Below are 18,725 nucleotides of genomic sequence, written 5' to 3'. Positions count from 1 at the left end.
GCCCATGAGGATCGTCTTCGCCGGAACCCCGGAATTCGCGGTGCCGCCCTTGCAAATGCTGCTCGGCACCGACCACGACATCATCGCGGTCTACACCCAACCCGACCGCCCCGCCGGACGGGGCCGCAAGCTCACGCCCAGCCCCGTCAAACAAGTCGCCACCGCCCACCACATCCCGGTATTCCAGCCCGCGACCCTCAAGGACGGGGAAGACCAAGCCCAACTCCGCGCCCTGGAACCCGATGTGCTGGTGGTGGTGGCCTATGGCTTGATCCTGCCCAAGGCGGTGCTGGAGATTCCCAAGCTCGGCTGCGTCAACATCCATGCCTCGCTGTTGCCGCGCTGGCGCGGGGCCGCGCCCATCCAGCGCTCGGTGCTGGCGGGCGATGCGGAAACCGGCATCACCATCATGTATATCGAGCCGCGCCTGGACGCGGGGCCGATGCTGCATAAAAAAACCTGCCGCATCGGTCGGCTGGAAACGGCGGGCGAGTTGCACGACCGCTTGGCCCGGTTGGGTGCGGAAGCCCTGGCCGAAACCCTGCCCGATCTCGAAACCGGCGCCGTCCGCCCGGAAATCCAGGACGAAGCCCAGGTGACCTACGCCGCCAAGCTGGAAAAGGCCGAGGCCGCGCTGGATTGGACCCTATCCGCCCCGGAACTGGAACGCCGCGTCCGCGCCTTCAACCCCTGGCCGGTGGCGGAAACCCAATGGCGCGACACCACCCTCCGCGTGTGGCTGGCCGAGGCCCTGGACGAAACCACCGCCGCCGCCCCCGGCACCGTGCTGGACCGCGAACGCACCCTCGATGTCGCCACCGGCCAGGGCGTGCTGCGGCTGCTCGAAGTCCAGTTGCCCGGAGCCAAGCGGGTGGCGGCGCGGGATTTCCTCAACGCCTACACCCTCAAGGCCGAGCGCCTCGGTCGGCCCGCTTGAATACCCGCGCCATCGCGGCCAGCGTCCTGGTCCAGGTCGCGGCCGGGGGTGAGTTCCTCACTTCCGCCCTCAACGCGGCCCTGCCCCAAATCCCCAAGGACAACGACCGTGCCTTCGTGCAGGCGCTGTGCTATGGCGTGGCGCGTTGGTATTGGCGTTTGGACCGCATCCTGGCGATCCTGACCCATAAGCCCATCAAGGACGCCGAAATCCGCATGTTGGCCTTGCTCGGGCTTTACCAACTCAAGTACACGCGGGTCAAACCCCATGCGGCGGTGGCGGAAACGGTCGCCGCCGTCGGTCCCAAGGTCTGGGCCAAGCCTTTGTTGAATGGCGTGCTGCGCAGCTACCAACGCGAGCAGGACCGCCTCGAAGCCGAGGCCGACACCGACGAAAGCGCGGCCCTGGCCCATCCCGGCTGGTTGATCCGCCAACTCCGCAAGGATTGGCCCGCCCACTACGCCGATACCCTCCACCATAACAACGCCGCCCCGCCCTTGGCCTTGCGGGTGAATCTGGCACGGGATTCCCGCGAAGCTTATCTACAGCGCTTGGCCGAAGCGGGCATCGCGGCGGCGGCATCGGCGATATGCGCCAGCGCGGTCATCGTCGAAACGCCGGTACCGGTCGAAAACCTGCCCGGTTTCGCCGAGGGCGCGGTTTCGGTGCAGGACGTGGCGGCGCAACTGGCCGCGCCTTTGCTGGATTTGGCGGCGGGGCAGCGGGTGTTGGATGTCTGCGCCGCGCCCGGCGGCAAGACCGCCCACCTCCTCGAAGCCTGTCACGGTCTGGCCGAGGTCGTCGCGGTCGATATTTCTTCCGAGCGCCTCGCCAGGGTCCACGGCAACCTGCAACGCCTGGGACTCGCGGCCACGGTCCTGGTGGGCGATGCCACCCGGCCCGAATCCTGGTGGGATGGCCGTCCCTTCGACCGCATCCTGGTCGACGCGCCTTGTTCGGCCACCGGCGTGATCCGCCGCCACCCGGACATCAAACTGCTGCGGCGGGCGGACGATATTGCCGATTTGGCGGCGGCCCAGGCCCGCATCCTCGAAGCCATGTGGCCGCTATTGGCCCCCGGCGGTCGGCTGTTATACGCCACTTGCTCGGTCCTCAAGCGCGAAAACGAACAGCGCGTCGCCGCCTTCCTCGACGCCCACCCGGAAGCCCGCGAGCGTCCGGTGGCGGCGGATTGGGGCGTCCCGGCCCGCCATGGCCGTCAAATCTTGGCCGGTCAGAACGGCATGGACGGTTTCTACTACGCGCTGTTGGAGAAGGCGTGATTCCGCGCTGGACGCGCTGGTTATTGCCGCTGGCGCTATGCCACGGCCTGGAGGGCCGGGCCGCCGAATACGGCTTCCGCATCCTCGACGCCCAGTTGGTGCCCATCGCCGACCAATATGCCTTGAACGCCGATATCGACTACCGCTTCAGCGCCCCCGCCATCGACGCCCTGGAACACGGCGTGCCCTTGACCGTGGTCATCCAGTTCAAAATCCAGCGCCACCGCGATTATTGGCTGGATGAAACCCTGCTCAGCGAATCCCGCCGTTTCTTCATCCACTATCACCCGCTGGCGAAAACCTACCAGATCGCCAACGAAAGCAGCGGCGCGACCCGCGATTTCGCCAGCCTCCGCGCCTCGCTCGACGCCCTGGGCGAAATCCGCGGCTGGCGCGCCCTACCCAAGGCGGCGTTCGCGCCGGGCCGGGAATATTGGGTCGGCCTCGCCGCCAAGCTTGATATCGAAGCCCTGCCGCTGCCGCTGCGGCCCCTGGCCTATGTGTCGCCTGGCTGGTATCTCGGGAGCCCCTGGTTCCGATGGCGCGTTTCAGGCTGAAGCCGCCCTTGGGGCTGTCCATCCTCGCCCTGTTCCTGGGCGTCTTGGTCTCGCTGCACTTGATGAGTTCGGCGACCCAGGACGCTTCGCAGTTGGGCGCGATGTATTCCTGGCTGGTGGTGGTGAACCTGCTGGGTTCGGTATTGCTGCTGGGCTTGGTGATCGCCAACGCCTATTCGCTGTTCCGGCAATGGAAGCGCAAGGCGGCGGGCTCGAACCTCACCACCCGCATGGTGTTCCTGTTCAGCCTGTTGTCGCTGGCCCCGGCCGCCATCGTGTTCTATTACTCCATGCAGTTCCTCGAACAAAGCATCGATAGCTGGTTCGATGTGCGCATCGACCACGCCATGGAGGACGCCCTGCAACTGGGCCAGACCGCCCTCGACGAACGGATGCGGGCCATGCTCAAGCAGACCGAGCAGGCCGCCGAGCAACTGGCCGATTCCCCGCCTTCGCTGCTCGCCATCCGCCTGGGCGAATTGCGCGATTCCCTGGAGGAGGGCGATTTCACGGTGTTTTCCCGGCAGGGCCGCATCCTGGCCTTCAGCGGCTTCCAGTCCGAGCAGATCATCCCGGACCTGCCGGAAATCGGCATCCTGTTGCAGGTGAAGCAGGGCAAGGCCTATGTGGGCCTGGAAGCCCAGCCCGGCGGGGAAGGCTCGCAAATCCGGGCGGTGGTGGGCATGGCGGGCGAGGATACGCTGTTCCTGCAAGCGGTCTATCCGGTGCCGTCGAAGCTGGCGCGGCTGACCGGGACCGTGGAATCGGCCTATCTGCATTACAAGGAACTGACCTTCCTGCGCGGTTCCTTGAAGCTGACCTTCGGGCTGACCTTGTCGCTGGTGCTGCTGTTGAGCCTCCTGGCCGCGCTGTGGGCGGCGTTCCAGAGCATCCGCCGCATCGTCGCCCCGGTGCGTTATCTGGCGCATGGCACCCGCGCCGTGGCCGAGGGCAATTACGAAAAACGCCTGCCGGTGCGGCGGCGCGACGAACTCGGTTTCCTGGTCGAATCCTTCAACGCCATGACCGAGAAGATCGGCCAAGCCCGCGACGAGGCCCAGCGCTCGCGCCAGGAGGTCGAACGGCAGCGCGCCTATTTGGAAACCTTGCTATGCAGCCTTTCTTCCGGCGTGTTGAGCTTCGATGCCTCCTTGCGCCTCCTGACCGCCAACGGGGCGGCGGATGCCATCCTGCATGCCGAATTGGGCCGCTATATCGGCGAACCCACCGCCGCGCTCACCGCCACGCACCCGCATTTGGCCGATCTCCTGGACGGCATCGCCGGACGCCTGCGGACCGCGCCCGGCGCTTGGCAGGAAGAAATCCCCTTCGCCGGTTTGGAGGGTCGCCAGGAATTGTTCTGCCGGGGCACGCCCTTGTTCGGGGCCGGGGGCGAGCGCCTGGGTTCGGTGCTGGTCATCGACGATGTGACCGCCTTGATCCAGGCCCAACGCGCCGCCGCCTGGAGCGAAGTGGCCCGCCGCCTGGCCCATGAGATCAAGAATCCCCTGACCCCGATCCAGCTTTCGGCGGAGCGCCTCCGCCACAAGCTCGCCAAGAACCTCGCCGAGGCCGACGCCGAGGTGCTGGACCGTTCCACCCGCACCATCGTCCAACAGGTCGAGGCCATGAAAACCATGGTCAACGCCTTCGCCGAATACGCCAAGCCCTCCATCATCCAATTGCAATGGGTGGACCTCGACGCCTTGATCGAAGCGGTGGTGGCCTTGTATCCGCCCCAGAGCGGCCTGGAATTCGAACTGGCCCTGGCCCACGACCTGCCCGAGGTCCATGTCGATCCGGTCAAGCTCCGGCAGGTGTTGCACAACCTCATTAAAAATTCGCAGGAAGCCGTGCCGGGCGGCGGCTCGGGTAGAATGCGTATCCAGACCCAGGTTGTGGCGGAAGGCCATCACCCGATCGTGGAATTGCGGCTGTACGATGCCGGTCCCGGCATCCCCGCCGACCAGGCCGACCGCATCTTCGAGCCTTATGTCACGACCAAGGCCAAGGGCACGGGATTGGGGCTGGCCATCGTCAGGAAGATCATCGAAGAGCATGGCGGCAGCATAAAATTGGATACCGGTTACCGGGACGGCGCGGGTTTCGTGATCCGCCTGCCGGTGGTGGCCCGAACGGCGGCGTCGGCGACGCTCGCGGAGGCGTGAGGCAGGATGAACAAAACAAGTATCTTGGTGGTGGACGACGAACCCGATATCCGCCGCCTGTTGCAGGAAATCTTGGAGGACGAGGGCTACGCGGTCCATGTCGCCGAAAACGGGGCCGTGGCGCGGCAACTCCGGTCGGCGCACAAGCCCGATTTGATCCTCCTCGACATTTGGATGCCCGACGAGGACGGGATCAGCCTGCTCAAGGACTGGCTGCGCGACGACACCCTGGGTCCGGTCATCATGATGTCGGGCCATGCCACGGTGGAAACCGCCGTCGAGGCCACCCGGCTCGGTGCCTACGATTTCCTGGAAAAACCCCTGTCCATGGCCAAGCTCCTGGTCACGGTGGAACGGGCCTTGGAGAACGCCAAGCTCAAGCGCGAGAACGTGGGGCTGAGGCGGCGGGTGGAAGCCCCGGTCGAACCCGTGGGCCGCGGTGCCGCCATGGAGCGCCTGCGCGACCAGGTGCGGCGCTTGGCCCAGCACGACGCCCGCGTGCTGTTCGTGGGCGAACCCGGTTGCGGCAAGGAAACCCTGGCCCGCTACCTCCACGCCAACAGCGTGCGGCGCGATGGCCCGTTCATCGATGTCGGCGTCGGCACCATCGCCCCGGAATATTCGGCGGTGGAATTCTTCGGGCGGGCCGATGGCGCCGGCAATGTGCAGCGCGGCCTGTTGGAGCAAGCCCACGGCGGCACCTTGTTCCTGGACGAAGTCGCCGATATGGAGGAGGAAACCCAGGTCCGGCTGATGAGCGCCCTGGAATCCAACAGCTTCTCCCGCGTGGGCGGCAGCGAATTGGTGCATGTCGATGTCAGGATCGTCGCCTCCACCCGCAAATCCCTGGAAGAGGAAGTCCGGACCGGGCGGTTCCGCCGCGAGCTGTATTATCTCTTGAATGTGGTGACGCTGCGGGTGCCGCCGCTGGCCGAGCATCACGAGGACGTGCCGGAGTTGCTGGGTTTCTACGTGGATTATTTCGTGAGCCGGGAAAAACTACCGTTCCGCCGGTTCGGCGTGGCGGTGCAGAATTTCCTGCGCCATTATCCCTGGCATGGCAATGTCCGCGAATTGAAGAATCTGGTGCAACGGCTCTTGATCCTCGGCAGCGGCGAGGAAGTGGAATTGGACGAGGTCAAGATGGCCTTGGGCGAATCCATCGCGGTGCCCGGCGTCGCGCTGAACCAGCCGGATTTCTATGATTTGCCGCTCAAGGACGCCCGCGAACATTTCGAGAAGGCCTATCTCGAATACCACCTGGAGAAATACGCGGGCAGCGTGGCCCGGTTGTCCCAGGCGATAGGTTTGGAGCGGACCCATCTTTACCGCAAGTTGAATTCCTTGGGAATCAAGTTCAAGGATAAGCGGTAGGCGGCGTCGGGAAATAGCCCAGGAGAGTATAAGGATGCGTTAGATCAATCCAAAGCCAGCAATTACGCGGATAACCGCGCTCATCCACCCACAATAAAACCTATAGTTATCGATACCGCTATGGCTACTACTCAAGATGTCAATCGTCAAAAACGCCTCGCCAAGAAGAAGATCAAGCGCGAGGAAAAAAACCAAAGGGTGATTTATCTGGACAAGGCCCAGTCCGAGAAACTCATCAAGGAAAGCTTGGAAGCCGTCGGGAAATTCCCCATCCACCAATGCCTGATTCCCCAAGGCTTGTTCGCCAATGGCTTCGGCACCGCGATTATCGCCCGCCAGATCAACGACGAGGAAGTCATCGCCGCCGGGTTCATGCTGGATGTCTATTGCATGGGGGTGAGGAACGCTTTCCTCCGGGCTTTGGAAGTGTCCGAATATACCCGGACGATTGGCCGGATGCACGAGCATGAAAACTTCGGCTTGGCCGAGCCCGCCCTGATCCGGGCCTTGGTCGAGCAGTGCGCGGAATATGCCGACCAACTGGGTTTCAAGCCCCACGACGAATACGAGGAAGCCCGCCATATCTTCGGCGCTATCGATCCCAAGGAATGCACCGAAACCTTCAACTTCGGCAAGGATGGCAAACCCCATTTCGTGGCCGGTCCCAACGATGCGCCCAAGCGCTGCCAGCGGATTATCGAGCGGTTGACGGAGAAATGCGGGGCGGATGGGTTTACCTATAAGCTGCGGAAGGATGCTTGAAAGCGGTAGGGCGGGTTAGGCGGTACTCCGCCGTAACCCGCTGGTCCCGTCGATTTGGCAGGATGCTTGGGCTGGTTTACGCGGCGGTTGGAGATTCGATAATCGTATTCAAAACCGGGGATTCCATTTGGCTGGCCGGGGTGATGGTCAATCTGGACCAGGGGATCATTCCGAAAAACCATAGCTGCCAAAATATCAGCGAAGTATCGGGCTGGTTATGGAGGAGTTCGGAGAAGGATTCCAGGGTTCCCACTTCGATACCCGTCGCTTCCCGATAAGCATCGTAGACGAATTTGGAACAGAACTGCCGGGAGGATTCGTATTTGAATCCCAGGTGGTAGAGCTTCCCCAACCTCGCATCGCAGGCTTGCCGTAGCGCGTCCACTTGGGCGGGCGTCAGGCCGGATTTCAAACGGCGGACGCAAAACCAGCCATTTTCCGAACGCGCCAAAAACCGATCCAGCTTCGAGTATTGGACGACGGGGACGGCGCTTTCGGCGACCCTCCAGCCGCCCTCCGCATCGGGAAAGGCGATCCCGACATGGGAGGCTTTCGATCCGGTGGCGGCGGCCACTTTGCGATAAAGATAATAGGGGATCGAGGTGAATATCAGGTCGCCGGGTTCGAGCGGGATTTCGCTGGCGGTTATGGGCATTGAATAGGCTCCTTTAGTCCATGGGGGTTGGTCTGGCTGATAACGGAAGGGCAGGGCGCGTCACTTCCCCGAATCCCGGTTTTCCCCACGCCAAGGCGCGACCTTGAATAGCAACAACATCCCCGGCAGCGCCGCCGCGAAACACAGCCAGAAGAACCGTTCCCAGCCCAGCGCGTCCACATGGAACAGGCGCGTCCCCCCCAGCTTGATATCGCCGCCCTCGACCAAAAACCCGGTGAAGGCGTTCGCCAAGGTGCGCGGCGTGGCGGCGAGGCTGGTGAACAGCGCGAACTGGGTCGCGGTATAGGCCGGATGGGTGGCGGCGGCGATATAGGCCACGAACGCCGCCGTGCCCAGCCCCACGCCGAACGCCTCCGCGCCGATCACCGCCGCCAGCCCCACCGGATCGTGGCCGGCGGTCGCGAGCCAGGCGAAGCCCAGGATGACCACGGCCTGCAACGCCCCGAACACCCACAGGGCGCGGTGCGTGCCCAGCGACACCATCCACACCCCCCCCAGCAAGCCGCCCGCCACATTCGGCCATAGCCCGGCGTGCTTGGCGATCATGCCGATTTCGGTCTTGCTGAAGCCGAGGTCGAGGTAGAACGGCGTCGCCAGCGCCGTCGCCATGCTGTCGCCCAGTTTGTAGAAGAAGATGAAGGCCAGCAGGGTCAGCGCCCCGGCCCAGCCCTTGCGCCCGATGAATTCGTGGAACGGTTCCACCAGCGCCGCCCGCAGCGTGGCCGGGGCGCGGCGGGAGCTTTCCGGTTCGCGCACCATCAGCGACAGGAAGATGCCCGGCAACATGAACAGCGCGGTGATCGAATACACCCATTCCCAGGACACATGGTCGGCCAGGATCAGCGACAGGGAACCCGGCACCAAGCCGGCCACCTTGTAGGCATTGACATGGACCACGTTGCCCAGGCCCTGCTCCTCGTCCCTGAGGATTTCGCGGCGGAAGGCGTCGATGGCGATATCCTGGGTGGCCGAGAACAAGGCCACGACCACCGCCAGCCCGGTGATGGCGATCATGTCCTGCCGCGGCGAAAGCCAGCCGAACATCGGCACGGCGGCCAGCAAGGCCAGTTGCGTTGCCAGCATCCAGGTCCGCCGCCGCCCCAGGCCCAACCCGTAGCGGTCGCACAGGGGGGCCCACAGGAATTTCCAGATATAGGGGAATTGCACCAGGGCCAGGAGGCCAATCGCCTTGAGATCGACCCCGCCTTCCCGTAGCCAGGCCGATAGCAGGCTGATGAGGATGAACAAGGGCAGCCCGGAGGAAAACCCGGTCAGGACGCAGATCAAAATCCGCCGGTTGAACAACGCCTCAGGCCGGGAAGGAGTGGTCATAATCGATGGTCAGGGGGGCATGGTCGGAAAAGCGCTGGTCCTTGTAGATGTCCACGGCGCGGATCGCGGCGCGGAGGCCGGGACTGACCACTTGGTAATCGATGCGCCAGCCCACGTTCTTGGCCCAGGCCTGGCCGCGGTTGGACCACCAGGTGTATTGGTCCGGCGCGGGATTGGCATGGCGGAAGGCGTCCACCCAGCCGTCCCGCTCGAACACCGTGTCCAGCCAGGCCCTTTCCTCGGGCAGGAAGCCGGAGTTCTTCTGGTTCGAGCGCCAGTTCTTGAGGTCGATGGGTTTGTGGGCGATGTTCCAATCGCCGCAGAGGATGTAATGATGGCCCTTGGCGGCGCATTCCCGCAGATGCGGCAGGAAGCGGTCGAGGAAGGCGAATTTCACCGCCTGCCGTTCCACGCTGGACGAACCGGACGGCAAATAGACCGACACTACGCTGAGGTCGCCGAAGCGGGCTTCCAGATAGCGGCCTTCGGCGTCCATGTCGCGCCAGCCCAAGCCCCGGACCAACATGTCCGGCGGGTGGCGGGCGTAGAGGGCGACGCCGCTGTAGCCTTTCTTGTCGGCGTCCAGGTAATAGCAATGGAAATCCTCGGGCCAGTACAGGGGGTCGTCGAGTTGATGGACATGGGCCTTGGTTTCCTGGAGGCAGACCACATCGGCGTTTTGATGGGGCAGCCAGTCGAAAAAGCCTTTGCGCGCCGCCGAGCGGATGCCGTTGGCGTTGAGGGTGACGATACGCATGGGTTCGGGGGTTGGGGTCGGGAGGAATCGGGGGTTGGCGGCGCGGTGTGTCGGGAACGCGGGCCAGGGACTTGCGCCTTGCGGGGAAACGTCGTTTTGGGTAGGATGGCTGGCTTTTTCGCCCCCCCGGTATTGTTTTCCTGGAGAATCTTATGAAGTCGGATATCCATCCCAACTATAAGGCCATCACGGTCCATTGCAGTTGCGGCAACACCTTCGAGACCAAATCGACCCTGTGCAAGGACCTACATGTGGAAGTCTGCGCGGCTTGCCACCCATTCTATACGGGCAAGCAAAGGGTCGTCGATACCGCCGGCCGGGTCGATAAGTTCCGCCGCAAATACGCCCGCGGCTGATCCCCGCCCGCCGCGTCCCTCGAATCGTCCCGCCGCCCAGCCCGGCGGCAAGGATTCGAGGGTGGGCCGGGTTCACCCGGTGTCTTCCCGCTCCTCCGTGGCGTCCGCCCGCACCAGCGCTTCCACCGCCGCCAGATCGCCCTTGGGCGTGTTCTTCTCCCGAATCCTGGCCTTGAGTTCGGGCGGCAGCAGGGCCAATTCCACCTCGACCCCGTCCACCCGGAACCGCAAGGCCGGGTAATCCGCCATGCGTTTGCCGCCGCCGGGCAGGGAGGCAGTCTTTTCCTCGAACGGTATCCCCTGGTCCATCAGCTTGCGCAGCACATCCTCCGGCGCGTCGGGGAACAGGTGCAGCGTCACCGGGCTGAATTCGCCCGCCGTGCCTTCCAAGACGCCGCCGACCAGGCGCGGCGCGAAATCCCGGAGGAAGCGCATGGCTTCCAGCGCCAGCCGCCGCAAGCGGGCGATATGGGGTTTTTGCACATCGGCGCGGTAGAGCCGGTGGTATTCCTCCAGGGCCAGATCGATTTCCTCGTTGCGGGGCAGTTGGCGGGCGTCGGCGATGCCGAGCCGCGCGGCGGCTTTCTGCTTGGCGGGCAGGCGGTCGTGGATGCCTTCCTCGGCCATGATGCGGGCGGCTTCCTGGGCGATGCGGAGCCGCAGCCGGTCTTTGGGGCGCATGGCGGGCTTAGAACAAGGATTCCAGGGATTTGGCCCCGCCGCCGCCCCCACCGCCGTCGTCCTGGGCGGAGGAGCCGCCCGGATTGGCCGGGCGGGGCCGTTTGGGGACGATGTTGCGTGGTTGCCGTCCCGCCGGGTAGACCTCGAAATTGGAGCCGTTCTTGCCGCCGCCATCGACGCGGACGGTGGTCAGGCCGCTGGGCACGGGGAAGCCGTTGTCGGGCACGTCCTTGAGCGCCTCCTTCATAAAGCGCATCCACATCGGCAGGGCGGCCTCGCCGCCGGTTTCGCCATGGCCCAGGGATTTGGACGAATCGAAGCCGATCCAGGCCACGGTCACCAGGCCTGGCACATAGCCGTTGAACCAGGCGTCGCGGTATTCGTTGGTGGTGCCGGTCTTGCCCGCGATATCGGAGCGGCCCAGTTCCAGCGCCTGGGTGGCGGTGCCCATCCGCACCACGTCCAGCAGCATCGAGTTCATCATGTAATGCACTTGCGGGCTGATGACCCTGGGCGCGAGGTTGCCCTTGGGGTCGCCGGAGTTTACGCAGTCGGGGCAGGCCAGCCCCGGCGTGGCTTGGTAGATCAAGCGGCCCTCGTCGGTCTCGATGCGCTCGATGAAATACGGCTCGACCCGGAAGCCGCCATTGGCGAATACCGAATACACCTGGGCCATACGCAAGGGCGTAGCCGATCCCGCGCCCAGGGCCAGCGGCATGGATTTCGGGAGTTCCTGCGGTTCGAAGCCGAAGTCCTCGGCCATGGCGATGGCCTTCTTGAGTCCGATGCTTTTCAGCAGCCGGACCGAGACCAGGTTGCGCGATTTGGCCAGGGCCACCCGCAGCCGGGTGGGGCCGTAATAGCGCCCGCTGTAGTTCTTGGGCCGCCACACGCCGCCGGCCTGGGACGGGTCGGCGTAGACGATGGGGGCGTCGTTGACCACGCTGGATGGGGTATAGCCCTCGGTGAGCGCGGCGGCGTAGAGGACGGGCTTGAAGCCGGAACCCGGCTGGCGCTGGGCCTGGGTGGCGCGGTTGAAGGTGCTGAGGGCGAAATCGTAACCGCCGGCCAGGGCCACCACCGCGCCGCTCTTGGCGTCCACCGACACCAGCGCCCCCTCGGCCTCGGGAATCTGGCTCAAGCGCCATTCGTTGTCATTGTCCTTGCGCAGGCGGATCAAATCGCCGGGCTTGAACAGTTCCTTCGGGCCGCGGTGGGTCCAGCGGGTGCCGTTCAGGCCGAGGTTGGTGTGTTGTCCCGCCCCCAGGTAGACATCGGCCCCGCCGTCCTTGAAACCCAACACCAGGCCGGGCACGGTTTCGCCGATTTTCTGCATTTCGGCGAGGCGGGCGTCCCAATCCGCCGGGGTCTTGAGCTTTTTCAGGTCGATGCGCTGGGTTTTCTTGCTGCGGTAGCCATGGCGCTCGTCGTAGTCGTGCAGGCCCAGACGCAGCGATTTTTCCACCAGGGCGTGCATCTTGGAGTCGATGGTGGTATAGACCTTGTACCCATGGGTATAGGCGTCCTCGCCATATTGCCGGTACATCTCGTTGCGGACCATCTCGGCGATATAGGGCGCGTCCAATTCCACCGGGCGGATATGCAGCTTGGCGGTTTCCGGGGCGTTGAACGCCTTGTGGAATTGGGCCTCGGTGATGAAGCCGAGCTTGCGCATCCGGTTCAACACATAGTTGCGGCGGCTCAAGGCCCGCTCCGGGTTGACGATGGGATTGAAGCTGGACGGGGCTTTGGGCAGGCCGGCGATCATCGCTATTTCCGGCAATTCCAAGTCTTGGACCGCCTTGCCGTAGTACACTTGCGCCGCCGCCCCGACGCCGTAGGCATGGTGGCCGAAGTAAATCTTGTTCAGGTACAGTTCGAGGATGCTTTCCTTGGGCAGTTTGGACTCGATCTTGACCGCCAGCATGATTTCCTTCACCTTGCGGGTGAGGGTTTTTTCGCTGCTCAGGAAAAAATTGCGGGCCACCTGCATGGTGATGGTGCTGCCGCCCTGGCGCTTTTCGCCGGTGCGCAGATAAGTGACCGCCGCCCGCGCGATGCCCTGGTAATCGACGCCGGGGTGGTCGAAGAAACGGTTGTCCTCGGCGGCCAGGAAGGCTTGGACCATTTGCTTGGGCGTGTCGGGGACGCCGACCGGGATGCGTTTCATCTCCCCGTACTCGGCCATCAGCAGGTTGTCCTTGCTGTAGACGCTCATGGGGATTTGATAGCGGATATCGCTGAGGACCTCGACATCCGGCAACTGCGGCTCCAGATGGCGGTACAGGGCGTAGCCGCCGGCCGCCAAGGCGGCGAGGCCGCCGAAGAGCGTGAACAAGAGCCAGCGGAACAGGGTCGCGGCGGTCGAGCGGGACTGGCGTGCGGTTTTCCGGGTCACTATCGAACTGTTGGCTGCGGGCGCGGTTGGAGCGCGGATCGGCCACGATTTGAAGCGGATCGGGCGTGGCGGGGACCGTTTTGGAACGCCGTGGGCGGCGGGAGGGCCGCGGGGCGGAAGCGAAGGAACACCATTTAGCTACTATACTACATGTGCGCCGAGATGCGCCCGTAAAGCCGAGTAAAACCCTAACCTATTGCAGCGCAGACCCAGGCCAGGCAGGAACCTCCCGATGTTTTTTCTGAACCGCAAGAAGCCGGAGTTATTGGGCATAGACATCAGTACAGCCGCCATCAAACTGTTGGAACTCAGCCGCTCCGGCCCGCGCTTCCGGGTCGAAAGCTACGCGGTGGCTCCCTTGCCCCCCGACGCGGTGGTCGATAAAAACATCGCCAAGGTCGAAGCCATCGGCAACGTCATCAAGGCGGTGTTGAAACAATCCGGTACCCGCCTGAAGCACGCGGCGGTGGCGGTACCGGGCTCCGCCGTGATCGCCAAGGTCATTTCCATGCCCGCCTCCCTGAGCGAGGACGAACTGGAAGCCCAGCTCGAATTGGAAGCCGACCAATACATCCCATACTCCCTGGATGAGGTTAGCTTGGATTTCGTGGTCCAGGGCGTCACCGAGAAAAATCCCGAGATGGTCGATGTCTTGCTGGTCGCCTCGCGGAAGGAAAATGTCGGCGACCGGGTGGCGGCCTTGGAACTGGCCGGGCTCAAGGCCGAGATCGTCGATGTCGAATCCTACGCCCTGGAACACTCCTGTTCCCTGATCCTGGACCAACTCTTCGAGCGCGGCACCGACCAGGCCATCGCCATCGCCGATGTCGGCGCCACCATGACCACGCTCAACGTCATCCACAACCGCCGCATCATCTACACCCGCGAACAAGGCTTCGGCGGCAAGCAACTCACCGAGGAAATCCAGCGCCGCTACGGCCTGTCCTACGAGGAAGCGGGCCTCGCCAAGAAACACGGCGGCCTCCCCGACAACTACGGGCCCGAAGTCCTCGAACCCTTCAAGAACGCCCTGGCCCAGCAGATCGGGCGCTCCCTGCAATTCTTCCTCTCCTCCAGCGCCCATCGCAGCGTCGAGCATATCCTCCTGGCCGGCGGTTGCGCCTCGATACCGGGTATCGACCGCTATGTCGAGGAAAACCAAGGCATCCCCACCAGCGTCGCCAATCCCTTCGTCAATATGACGCTGTCGCCGCGGGTGAAACCGCAGAATTTGAGCAACGACGCGCCCGCGCTGATGACGGCGTGCGGCTTGGCGCTGAGGAGTTTCGACTGATGGCCGGTATCAACCTCCTTCCCTGGCGCGCTGAGCGGCGCAAACAAAAACAACAGGAATTCTTCACGATCACCGCCTTGGCGATGGGGCTGAGCGCCACGATACTGCTGTCGGTGCATTTGCAGATTCAATCGATGACCGATTATCAGGAACAGCGCAATAAGTTCCTGGAAAGCGAGGTCGCGGTATTCGATAAGAAAATCAAGGAAATCGAGGAACTCGAAACCAAGAAGAAGCGTTTCATCGCGAAAATGGAAGTCATCCAGCAATTGCAAACCAGCCGCCCGGAAATCGTCCACCTGTTCGATGAGTTGGCGCGTACCATTCCCGAAGGGGTTTTCCTCTCCGACCTCACCCAATCGGATAAGAGCCTGACCATGAATGGCGTCGCCCAATCCAACTCCAGGGTTTCGGCTTATATGCGCAATCTGGAATCTTCGCCTTGGTTGCAAGACCCGGTGTTGAATATCATCGAAAACAAGCTGGATGGCAAGGATAAACCCGCCAAGGACCAGAAAGACCTGCGTGGCAGCAAATTCACCCTGCAAGTCAAGCAGGCCGGTGAGAAGACCGCCGAGCCTAGCCCCAAAGATAGCCAGCGGAAAAAGCCCTCATGAATCTCTCGAACATCAATTGGGATATCGAACATGCCGGTTCCTGGCCGACGCCGATCAAGGTGGCGATCATCGGTTTTTTATGCTTGGTGCTGGGCGGGCTTTGGTACTATTTCGATACCCAGGATCAACTGCTCAACCTGAGCCAACAGGAAGCCAAGGAGCAGCAATTGAAAACCGCGTTCGAGCAGAAACAGCAAAAAGCCGCCAACCTCGAGGAATATAAAGTGCAATTGGCCGAGATCGAAAAGACCTTCGGCGATTTGCTGCGGCAACTGCCCGATAAGACCCAGGTTCCCGAATTATTGGTAGATGTGTCACAGACTGGTTTGGCCAGTGGGTTAGAATTCGAACTGTTCAAACCGGGGGGCGAAATCGCCAAGGATTTCTATGCCGAATTGCCGATAGAAATCCGGGTGGTCGGCAATTATATGGAGTTCGGCACGTTCGTCAGCGGCTTGGCTTCCTTGCCCAGGATCGTGACCGTACACAATATCAAGATCGCGCCCAATAATGCACAAAAAAAAGGCGGCGGCAAAGACCCTTTGATCATGAGTGCATTGGTCAAAACCTACCGATATATGGAAGAAGGGGCCGGTCCCACCGGGCCGGGCGCGAAAAAGCCGGGGGCACCGGGAGCGAAACCCGCCACCCCCGCCGCCAATAAGCCGAAATAATCGGGATACTATGATCCATTCTTATCGATATTTATATGGGCGGACCCGGCCCGGTCGTCTGTTGCCTTGGGTATTGGCATTGGGGCTGGTGGGTTGCGGGGGGGGCGATATGGCGGATTTGAAAAGCTATGTCGCCGGGGTGAAGGGCCGCCATAAGGGCATGGTCGATCCCTTGCCGGAGGTGAAGACGGTCGAGCCTTTCGTATTCAAGTCCGAGGATTTGCGCGATCCCTTTATTCCCGACGAAAAGAGCCAGGAACCCGAGGAGGAAAAGGTCGAAAGCGGTATCCGTCCCGATACCAGCCGCCCCAGGGAGGAACTCGAATCCTATGAGCTCGATAGCCTCAGGATGGTGGGCACGGTGATCCAGCAGGGGGGGTTGTGGGGCTTGGTGCGCGCCAACGACGGCACCATACACCGCGTGCGCGTCGGTAATTATATGGGCAAGAATTATGGGAAAATCATCAATATCAAAGAGAATATGATCGAATTGGTCGAAATATTCTCGGATAGTCCCGGGGCTTGGCACGAACGTAAAGCCAGTCTCGACCTGGCGGAAGCGAGCGGGGGAAACAAATGACGATGAGAGCGAATGGTTCGGGGGCTTGGGGATTGTCGGGACGGATAGTCGTCTGGGTGGTCGTGGCGCTGGGCTTGTTATGGCGTATCCCGGTATGCGGGGCGGGCGGTTTGGTGCTGACTTCCGTCGAGTTTTCCTCCTTGCCCGGAGATAATCTCCAATTGGTATTGAACCTGAACGGACCGGCGGTGCAGCCCAGGGTATTCAATACCGAAAATCCCGCCCGTATCGCCCTGGATTTGCCGGGGGTCAGCAATGGTCTCGATAAGAAATCGATCCCCATCAACACCGCCGGGGCGCAGAGCCTACAGGCGGTGGAATCCGCCGGGCGTACCCGTGTCGTGTTGAACCTGACCAACCTGGTGCCCTATACCGCCAAGGCCGAAGGCGACCGCATCCTGATCACCCTGCAAAACGCCCCGCCGCAGTCCACCGCGCCGGTGGTCAGGGCCCCATCTTCCAGTTCCGCGCCGACGCCTGGTGTCCAGCCTGCCTATTATGGTTATGGCGCGGGACGGCGCATCGAGAATGTCGATTTCCGCCGCGGCGAAAAGGGCGAAGGCCGCTTGTTGATTACCCTGAGCGACCCTAATTCCGTTGTCGATATCAAGCAGCAAGGCCGCAAAGTGGTGATCCGGCTCGATGAGACCGAACTACCCCAGAAATTGGCCCGTAGGCTCGATGTCATCGATTTCGCGACCCCGGTGCAGTTGATCGAATCGGCCATGGATGGCAGCGATACCCGGTTGAGCGTGACCCCGGTGTCCGAGGAATACGATTATTCCTCCTACCAGACCGGCAAGTTATTGACCGTGGAATTCCGGCCCCTGACCAAGTTGGAAAAGGAAGAAATCAAGAAGAAGGATTTCCGTTATGGCGGCGAAAAGCTGACCCTGAATTTCCAGGATATTCCGGTGCGTTCGGTGTTGCAGATCCTGGCGGATTTCACCAACCTCAATATCGTGGCCAGCGATACCGTGCAGGGCAATGTGACGCTGCGTTTGGAAGATGTGCCTTGGGACCAGGCCTTGGATTTGGTGTTGAAATCCAAAAGCCTGGGGAAGCGCCAGGAAGGCAATATCATCCGGGTCGCGCCCTTGGACGAATTGAACAAGCAGGAAAGGGACGAATTGGAAGCCCAAAAGGTGGTGGAGGAATTGGAGCCCCTCCGTACCGAAATGATCCAGTTGAACTACACCAAGGCCGAGGAAATCAAGGAAATCCTGGTGGGCACCACCAAGAAAACCGTGGAGGACACGGCCAGCCAGTCCAATATCACCGGCGCGAAAGCCCTGACCAGCACCGCCACCCTGGATGTCAGCCAGTCGATCCTGTCCAGCCGTGGCAATGTCACGGTCGATCCCAGGACCAACCAATTGATCGTGAAGGATACCTCGCGCAACATCGAGCGGGTGCGGGAACTGGTGCGCCAATTGGATAAGCAGGTCCGCCAGGTCTTGATCGAATCCCGCATCGTAATCGCCGAGAACAATTTTACCCGCGAACTGGGATCGCGCCTCTCGTTGAACCGGTCCACCTTCGTCAAGGACGAGCGCGGCAAGGAGTTCTTCCAGACCGCCCCCGATGGCACCACCGAAGAATGGCAACAGCGCTGGAGCGGCAATACCGGCGTTTCGGGCGATGCCTTGGTGAACCTGGCCTCGACCGCCGCCGCCGCCAGTGGTGGCTATTTCGGCGTGACCTTCCTCAAGGTCGGCGATTATCTGCTGGACCTCGAACTTTCGGCGGCCCAGATCGATGGCCGCAGCGAGACCGTGGCGACCCCGAAGCTCATCACCTCCGACCAGACCAAGGCCACCATCCTCCAGGGCCAGGAAATCCCCTATACCGTGACCAGCGCGGCGGGCGGTGCCGCCATCGCCACCGTGCAATTCAAGCTGGCCGTGCTGAAATTGGAAGTCACCCCGCATATCACGCCCGACGACAATATCCTGATGGACCTGTTCGTCCAGAAGGACGAGCCTTCGTCGGTCTTGTTCAATGGCGTTCCGGCCATCCTGAAGCGCCAGATCATCACCCGCGCCCAAGTGGGCAACGGTGATACCGTGGTCCTTGGCGGCGTGTACGAAGGGCAACAGAAAAACCAGACCGACAAGGTGCCCTTCCTGGGCGATCTGCCGGGCGTGGGGTTCATGTTCCGCAAGGACCGGGTGGAAGATAATAAAAAGGAACTGCTGATCTTCATCACCCCTAAAATCCTCGATCAAACCTTGAGTACCCGCTGACGCGGAAAGCCGCCGCCAGGGGCGTGAAAAGGC

17 protein-coding genes are annotated in these 18,725 nt (G+C 62.5%); 12 read left to right on the top strand and 5 right to left on the bottom strand.

Features of this window, described 5'->3' with window-relative positions:
• Positions 1–4 precede the first annotated feature (4 nt).
• The 6 genes from fmt (at position 5) to K5658_RS18225 (ending at position 7,081) form a co-directional block, all read left to right on the top strand.
• Positions 5–937, top strand: a complete 933-nt coding sequence (fmt, locus tag K5658_RS18250; protein WP_221064516.1) for a methionyl-tRNA formyltransferase — start codon at positions 5–7, stop codon at positions 935–937.
• Positions 934–2,220 (top strand): 16S rRNA (cytosine(967)-C(5))-methyltransferase RsmB, encoded by a 1,287-nt coding sequence (gene rsmB / locus K5658_RS18245; RefSeq protein WP_221064515.1) that lies wholly within the window; start codon positions 934–936, stop codon positions 2,218–2,220. The genes fmt and rsmB overlap by 4 nt, the downstream gene beginning before the upstream one ends.
• Complete coding sequence (locus K5658_RS18240) at positions 2,217–2,777, top strand: DUF4390 domain-containing protein (protein ID WP_221064514.1); 561 nt, start codon at positions 2,217–2,219, stop codon at positions 2,775–2,777. Before rsmB ends, K5658_RS18240 begins: the two co-directional genes overlap by 4 nt.
• Positions 2,759–4,945: a sensor histidine kinase gene (locus tag K5658_RS18235; protein ID WP_221064513.1), complete on the top strand. Its 2,187-nt coding sequence runs from the start codon at positions 2,759–2,761 to the stop codon at positions 4,943–4,945. The genes K5658_RS18240 and K5658_RS18235 overlap by 19 nt, the downstream gene beginning before the upstream one ends.
• A 6-nt stretch (positions 4,946–4,951) precedes the next feature.
• On the top strand, positions 4,952–6,319 hold the full coding sequence (locus K5658_RS18230) for a sigma-54-dependent transcriptional regulator (protein ID WP_221064512.1): 1,368 nt from the start codon (positions 4,952–4,954) through the stop codon (positions 6,317–6,319).
• A 120-nt stretch (positions 6,320–6,439) separates the two neighbouring features.
• The gene (locus K5658_RS18225) at positions 6,440–7,081 is read left to right on the top strand and encodes a hypothetical protein (RefSeq protein ID WP_221064511.1); all 642 of its coding nucleotides are present in this window, start codon (positions 6,440–6,442) and stop codon (positions 7,079–7,081) included.
• 76 nt (positions 7,082–7,157) lie between these two features.
• Here K5658_RS18225 and K5658_RS18220 read toward each other — a convergent pair whose 3' ends face one another.
• From K5658_RS18220 to K5658_RS18210, 3 genes are read right to left on the bottom strand one after another with little or no spacing between them, the layout of a single operon-like run.
• Positions 7,158–7,736 carry a YiiX/YebB-like N1pC/P60 family cysteine hydrolase gene (locus tag K5658_RS18220; RefSeq protein WP_221064510.1) on the bottom strand — a complete coding sequence of 193 codons (579 nt, stop codon included), beginning with the start codon at positions 7,734–7,736 and terminating at the stop codon, positions 7,158–7,160.
• 60 nt (positions 7,737–7,796) lie between these two features.
• Positions 7,797–9,089 carry an AmpG family muropeptide MFS transporter gene (locus tag K5658_RS18215; protein ID WP_221064509.1) on the bottom strand — a complete coding sequence of 431 codons (1,293 nt, stop codon included), beginning with the start codon at positions 9,087–9,089 and terminating at the stop codon, positions 7,797–7,799.
• Positions 9,067–9,846: an exodeoxyribonuclease III gene (locus K5658_RS18210; protein ID WP_221064508.1), complete on the bottom strand. Its 780-nt coding sequence runs from the start codon at positions 9,844–9,846 to the stop codon at positions 9,067–9,069. The genes K5658_RS18215 and K5658_RS18210 overlap by 23 nt, the downstream gene beginning before the upstream one ends.
• A 152-nt stretch (positions 9,847–9,998) precedes the next feature.
• On the opposite strand from K5658_RS18210, the gene rpmE reads away from it, so the two are divergent.
• Positions 9,999–10,202 carry a 50S ribosomal protein L31 gene (gene rpmE / locus K5658_RS18205; RefSeq protein ID WP_085211266.1) on the top strand — a complete coding sequence of 68 codons (204 nt, stop codon included), beginning with the start codon at positions 9,999–10,001 and terminating at the stop codon, positions 10,200–10,202.
• A gap of 72 nt (positions 10,203–10,274) precedes the next feature.
• Here the strand turns inward: rpmE and K5658_RS18200 are convergent, their stop codons facing one another.
• A complete protein-coding gene (locus tag K5658_RS18200) occupies positions 10,275–10,883 on the bottom strand; it encodes a hypothetical protein (RefSeq protein ID WP_221064507.1) in 609 nt (202 codons plus the stop codon).
• Between the two features lie 7 nt (positions 10,884–10,890).
• A complete protein-coding gene (locus tag K5658_RS18195) occupies positions 10,891–13,281 on the bottom strand; it encodes a penicillin-binding protein 1A (protein ID WP_246628490.1) in 2,391 nt (796 codons plus the stop codon).
• Positions 13,282–13,513: 232 nt separating this feature from the next.
• On the opposite strand from K5658_RS18195, the gene K5658_RS18190 reads away from it, so the two are divergent.
• From K5658_RS18190 to K5658_RS18170, 5 genes are all read left to right on the top strand, one after another.
• Positions 13,514–14,575, top strand: coding sequence for a pilus assembly protein PilM (locus K5658_RS18190; protein WP_221064506.1), 1,062 nt, complete (start codon positions 13,514–13,516; stop codon positions 14,573–14,575).
• A complete protein-coding gene (locus tag K5658_RS18185; protein WP_221064505.1) occupies positions 14,575–15,192 on the top strand; it encodes a PilN domain-containing protein in 618 nt (205 codons plus the stop codon). The genes K5658_RS18190 and K5658_RS18185 overlap by 1 nt, the downstream gene beginning before the upstream one ends.
• A complete protein-coding gene (locus K5658_RS18180) occupies positions 15,189–15,866 on the top strand; it encodes a type IV pilus inner membrane component PilO (RefSeq protein WP_221064504.1) in 678 nt (225 codons plus the stop codon). Before K5658_RS18185 ends, K5658_RS18180 begins: the two co-directional genes overlap by 4 nt.
• 109 nt (positions 15,867–15,975) lie before the next feature.
• A complete protein-coding gene (locus K5658_RS18175) occupies positions 15,976–16,446 on the top strand; it encodes a pilus assembly protein PilP (protein ID WP_246628489.1) in 471 nt (156 codons plus the stop codon).
• A complete protein-coding gene (locus tag K5658_RS18170; RefSeq protein WP_246628488.1) occupies positions 16,443–18,692 on the top strand; it encodes a type IV pilus secretin PilQ in 2,250 nt (749 codons plus the stop codon). Before K5658_RS18175 ends, K5658_RS18170 begins: the two co-directional genes overlap by 4 nt.
• The last annotated feature ends 33 nt before the right edge of the window (positions 18,693–18,725 follow it).

The sequence above is a fragment of the Methylomagnum ishizawai genome (genome assembly GCF_019670005.1).
Taxonomy (GTDB): domain Bacteria; phylum Pseudomonadota; class Gammaproteobacteria; order Methylococcales; family Methylococcaceae; genus Methylomagnum; species Methylomagnum ishizawai.
This window is presented reverse-complemented; position numbering and strand designations above follow the sequence as displayed.